At 46.9% G+C, this 4,549-nt stretch carries 7 protein-coding genes; all 7 read right to left on the bottom strand.

The window, feature by feature from the left end:
- On the bottom strand, window positions 1-442 hold a 442-nt coding region (locus ACFIJP_RS07605; protein WP_375626718.1), incomplete at its 3' end, for a baseplate assembly protein.
- The gene (locus tag ACFIJP_RS07610; protein ID WP_375626719.1) at window positions 439-960 is read right to left on the bottom strand and encodes a hypothetical protein; all 522 of its coding nucleotides are present in this window, start codon (window positions 958-960) and stop codon (window positions 439-441) included. The genes ACFIJP_RS07610 and ACFIJP_RS07605, both read right to left, overlap by 4 nt.
- Window positions 957-1,451: a phage virion morphogenesis protein gene (locus ACFIJP_RS07615; protein ID WP_375626721.1), complete on the bottom strand. Its 495-nt coding sequence runs from the start codon at window positions 1,449-1,451 to the stop codon at window positions 957-959. Before ACFIJP_RS07615 ends, ACFIJP_RS07610 begins: the two co-directional genes overlap by 4 nt.
- A gap of 1 nt (window position 1,452) precedes the next feature.
- Window positions 1,453-1,875, bottom strand: coding sequence for a gp436 family protein (locus tag ACFIJP_RS07620; protein ID WP_375626723.1), 423 nt, complete (start codon window positions 1,873-1,875; stop codon window positions 1,453-1,455).
- A 15-nt stretch (window positions 1,876-1,890) separates the two neighbouring features.
- Window positions 1,891-2,856 carry a capsid protein gene (locus ACFIJP_RS07625; RefSeq protein WP_375621653.1) on the bottom strand — a complete coding sequence of 322 codons (966 nt, stop codon included), beginning with the start codon at window positions 2,854-2,856 and terminating at the stop codon, window positions 1,891-1,893.
- A gap of 12 nt (window positions 2,857-2,868) precedes the next feature.
- Window positions 2,869-3,210 carry a hypothetical protein gene (locus tag ACFIJP_RS07630; RefSeq protein WP_375626725.1) on the bottom strand — a complete coding sequence of 114 codons (342 nt, stop codon included), beginning with the start codon at window positions 3,208-3,210 and terminating at the stop codon, window positions 2,869-2,871.
- The gene (locus ACFIJP_RS07635; RefSeq protein WP_375626726.1) at window positions 3,207-4,205 is read right to left on the bottom strand and encodes a phage protease; all 999 of its coding nucleotides are present in this window, start codon (window positions 4,203-4,205) and stop codon (window positions 3,207-3,209) included. The genes ACFIJP_RS07630 and ACFIJP_RS07635 overlap by 4 nt, the downstream gene beginning before the upstream one ends.
- Between the last annotated feature and the right edge of the window lie 344 nt (window positions 4,206-4,549).

A 4,549-nucleotide genomic window follows, 5' to 3' on the forward strand; every position in this document is an offset into this window, starting at 1 on the left:
AACCTTGGCTATTCAAATGGATTTGGTTTTCCCCATGAGAGAGAATGAGCTCATCTTTTGTCATTCGCAAAGCGCCACCCGCATAACACAGAGCAAGTTCTTGCGGCGAGCGTGCGGGATTAGGCGCATCCTCACTATAACTATCGCGCACCACCAGAGAGGCGGAACCAATTTCGCCATGGGGGTTTAACAAGCGCACCGGATCACCAACATGGAGAGGCATATTGCTTGAAAGAGCGCCAGAAGCTTCTTGCGCTTGTAGCCAAGGCGATAAAACCGCTTGTCCATTAGAACCCTGTTCGGAAAGTTTCACCCGCACCCTATGGCCATCAACTTCTGCAACCCGCCCGATCATGTGCTGGTTGGCAAGACAGCGTTCAAGCGCATCAAGACGCTTCATTATTTGCCGCAAGGTGTCACTCAATAAATGCGCATCATTCATGCCCCCACCTCATTGTCCCATGAAATCAAACCACTTTTGAGTTGTCCTTCATCACAAAAAATATCATGTCCCAACTGATGCAAATCTTGGTGCCATTCCACCACGCTTATCGATACACCACGCTGCTTAATCGCCGCAGAGATAATCGGTTCAATTTGCACCTCACGCGGGGCACTCAAATGCGTTAGTCCCCACAATTGCCCGCTATGACAAAGCACCGCAATGGCTTCTGCTAAAAGCCAACTGGAAACATCACGCTCTTTACCTGTGGTAATAATAAAAGCCCCTAAATGAAGATCAACACTCATCTGTCCAGAAGCAACAGAAATTAAACGGCTTTCTAACACCGCAACCCGTATTGCTGGAGCCACCAGCATCTGTGTTTCCAATTCTTCTAAGTTAAAACGTCCAAATTGACAGCTGCAATCACGCACATCCGGTAAAGCGCCTTTAAGGCTTCTTATCACCGCTTCACGAAACTGATTAATGCGCCCTGCTTGTGTGATCGTTTGACTCATGAAAAGACCCTTTCCAGCCAGTCTTCTGTCGCTTTGACAATTTCCACTTTATTGTGCTCTGAAAGCCCCAAATAAGGGCGTGCCGGCATGGTCACTTGATGCACACAAAAAAAGCGGTGTGCATTGCCGCTTTTAAGAAAAAAGCGCAGTGTCTTGCCATTTTTCGGGCGAATGACCCCACCCAATTGATGAATCCGCGCATAAACCAACCCAGAGCCCACAATCACCTGTTCTGGTGAAGCTTTCATATCAATGGAGCGTGAAAGCGCCCCACTGGCATAAAGAATGGAGGTGCGGGCATAGTTGTTTTTCCACTTCTCTCCTTGGGGAGAGGCTTTTTCGCTTTGAATCCGCCGTCTTGTGCTCTCTTGGATGAGACGCCCAACCCCTTGTGCTAAAGTCCCCATCGAGCTATCAGCTCCCTTTTGTAAAAAGGATAAAGCCGCTTCAAGCCCCATCTCTTTAATCTCAATATGGGTTGCAACAGACATGTTATCTTCCCATCAAACGCGGCTTGGCATGGAAGAAAGCCCCATCACGCACGGGACCATCTTCGCTCATAATTTTAGGTTCATCTATGCCTAAACCCGCTTTGCCTTCGGCAATACGTTTCAGCAAATCAACCGCCTGTTTGTAACGATCTTCAATAGTCGTGGTCAGTGCCGTATGGCGTATGGCTAAATTATAAACAGCAATATTGACACAGATCATACCCAGAGCCGCTGGCTGTCCAGCAATGGGGATTGAGTAGCGATGAGACAAATGCACATCAATCTCACCACTTGCCTGTTCGAGCGCGCGGGCAATGGCTTGCTCTGAAAAAACTGGATCAGAACTCTCATCCATCCCGCACAAATCATCCAAGAAGTCATCACCCCAGAGCTCTTCAATCAATGTTTTGCTTGCATAAGCCATGTTTAAAAGTTTCCCTTAGACAACTTCTTGCAACAAAACGCCGGCATCTTTTGCAGCGACCAATTCACACACCCGTTCCCCCACACGCACCCGTTTACCGCCTGATAAGCCGATATCTGGATCTTGGATCACTCCAGACAAACGCTCGCCCAACTGGGCGCTAAAGCCCCAACTGATCACCGATCCATCTGCCTGTTGTTTGGTAGGGTCAATATAAAGCAGTGCAATCTTATTGCCCCAAACGCGTGCCAATTGTGCCGAACGCCCTTTACGTGCCAAATTCACTTGCGATTCACCAATGAGTAAACGATCGGGGTGTATTTCCATCAGATCAGCAAATTGCGCCTTGGTGACAAAACCATCAGCAGTGCCACCCCCTTTAACGGCTTTAATGATTTTGGGATGACGTTTGAGTTTTGACCAAACAACTTTGCCCATCACAATGGTGTTGGGCGTATAGACGAGACTTTTATCCATCGCCTCATCTAAAGTGGCATAAGGGTCAGATTTCTCATAATCGCTAAATTTATTTTCACCCTTAAGCGTAATCACACGCTCTGGTGCGTAATTTTCACTTCTTTGCACAAGGGCTGCAACACGCACTTCACGCCCCAATTCTAGCAAATTGGCAAGTCCCTCTACAGCTGTCTTTTCTGGGTTATAACGAGAGCGTCGCTCCGCCCTGGCGCGTGCCGCTGCTTCAATATCTGAATTGGGGATAAGATCATCAAGTCCGTAATCTTTGACACTGGCTTCCCGTTCAAAGGCAGAAAATTCCACCACATTCGGGCGCCCTTTCCGCCCAACTTCAAGTTCAGGCACGGTAAAATTTTCCGCTAAGGGAAATTCACTATATTTAAACACCTCACTTAAAACACAAACGCGTGGCAAAACTTTATCGCCAATAAGAGAACCTGCTGGATTGCGATAACCAATAGCAATAGCGGTGAGTGTTGGATCAATGGGAAAAGGTCTGTTCATTTTATGCCTCGATTAATTAATTTTAAAAGAAATAACATCACCAGCAGAACCATCACTCATGGCAATACCAATGGTGCGATCTGCGGCTTCCGCTTTAATGGCGTGTCCTTTGGGGTCAGAGGTCAAAAAATCACCAAAGGAAACATTGCCTCCACAAACCACTTCGCCCCAACCACATTGGCCAACATCAATCATCTCACCAGCCTTGGCACTCAATGACCCAGCAGTCCCTAATAATTTATCACCCTTACCAGAAGCCGTTGCCACCATTCCCTCAGTGCGTGCTGCAACAATGCAATAAGGTGAAATCACATCTCCAGCGCGAAAAGATTTAATCAAAATCATCGTACTCATGATTGGCGCTCCTTTTGCTCGCTAATATACTCAACCGCTTGGCTAATGGTGATGTCAAAGCCTTTTTGCTTCTGCTCTTCCTGATAATGGCGTGCCGCAACAGCAACCTCTTCTGGAGCAAGCTTTGGTTCTTGTGCTAAAGCACACACTTCTAAAGGGCTTGTTGAGGCAAGCGCCGGCAACTTCTCGACCAAACTTTTAAAATGCTCCATCCCCCCTTCAAGGCTACAGAGCGCACGATATTCCTCGCGGGCAGCCGGCAAAATCTTGCCCTCTTCAATGGTCTTGTCTAAAAGACTCTCAATGGCAGTATTTTTTTGCTCTTCTTGCAAAAGCGCTAAATCTTCTCGCGCTTTTGTTAATTGGGCATTTAATTCCACGCGTTCCTTTTCGCGCGCTTTAAGCGTTGCTAAAACCTCATCCGCTTTAGCATCTTCTGCCAGCGATAGTGCACTGGCAATGGCTGTCAAATCCATCATTTTCTCCGTCAAAGTTATAGGGGAAGGCTGTTCACGGCTTAAAGCCGTCATGACAAGGGCTGGACGATTGACCAGTCCCGCACCTGCTAAATTTAAAATTTCACCTTTCTTGGAATGGCGAAACTCCGGCGAAAGATAGCGATATTCTCGGGCAACAATCTTTTTGGTAGCCATATCGGTCCATTTAACACGCCCCCAAATCGCACCATCCCGCTCTGCTAATTCTTCAATCCAGCCACTGGCAGGTGCCTCTAAACCATTTCTCGCACGGTGATGTTGCCCATGCTCATAATCAATTACAAGCGGTCCTTTATTGGCTGCAAAGGCTTTTAAAATCGTTTGCGGGTTATAATGCCATTGTCGTCCATCACGTGCCTTCACATGGGGCGCTTTGGGCAAAAGCTCTACCCATTCAGGCGCTTGGCTAACGGTGGCGTCTTGGCAAAGATCTATTAACGCAGCATGAAATGTTTCTGCATGCCCATCTTTTTGATCTTCGTGAAATTCTTGCTCCATACACATTGCCTATTGCTTTACAATTGTCATTGGCAATACAATGCATGAAACTTACTCCCACCATAAGTCTGACACTGTCAGTCAAAAGAGGATTTCTCAAAAAAGCACTCTTTTCCCTATTCTTCTCCTTGTGAGAGAAACCCCCGTGCCAAACCATCCCATAAAATCGTTTTCAAAGGCACTTCAAAGGCGATAGAGCGCCGTTGTGAAGTTAGAGGTACAATTTATCGCCTTATACAAAAAAAGCCTCTCTCAAGCCGTTTTTTTAAGATTGCTTTTAAACTTTTAAACTGTTACTTCTATCCACGAGGCGTGAGCCAGTTATACCAGGACGGTTTTACCGG

The sequence above is a fragment of the Bartonella sp. MU37NMGALS genome (genome assembly GCF_042194015.1).
Taxonomy (GTDB): domain Bacteria; phylum Pseudomonadota; class Alphaproteobacteria; order Rhizobiales; family Rhizobiaceae; genus Bartonella; species Bartonella grahamii.

Coding starts and splice junctions, on each gene's coding strand:
- ACFIJP_RS07620 (WP_375626723.1), bottom strand. CDS start 1,875: ATGGCTTATGCAAGCAAAACATTGATTGAAGAGCTCTGGGGTGATGAC.
- ACFIJP_RS07635 (WP_375626726.1), bottom strand. CDS start 4,205: ATGGAGCAAGAATTTCACGAAGATCAAAAAGATGGGCATGCAGAAACA.
- ACFIJP_RS07630 (WP_375626725.1), bottom strand. CDS start 3,210: ATGAGTACGATGATTTTGATTAAATCTTTTCGCGCTGGAGATGTGATT.
- ACFIJP_RS07610 (WP_375626719.1), bottom strand. CDS start 960: ATGAGTCAAACGATCACACAAGCAGGGCGCATTAATCAGTTTCGTGAA.
- ACFIJP_RS07615 (WP_375626721.1), bottom strand. CDS start 1,451: ATGTCTGTTGCAACCCATATTGAGATTAAAGAGATGGGGCTTGAAGCG.
- ACFIJP_RS07625 (WP_375621653.1), bottom strand. CDS start 2,856: ATGAACAGACCTTTTCCCATTGATCCAACACTCACCGCTATTGCTATT.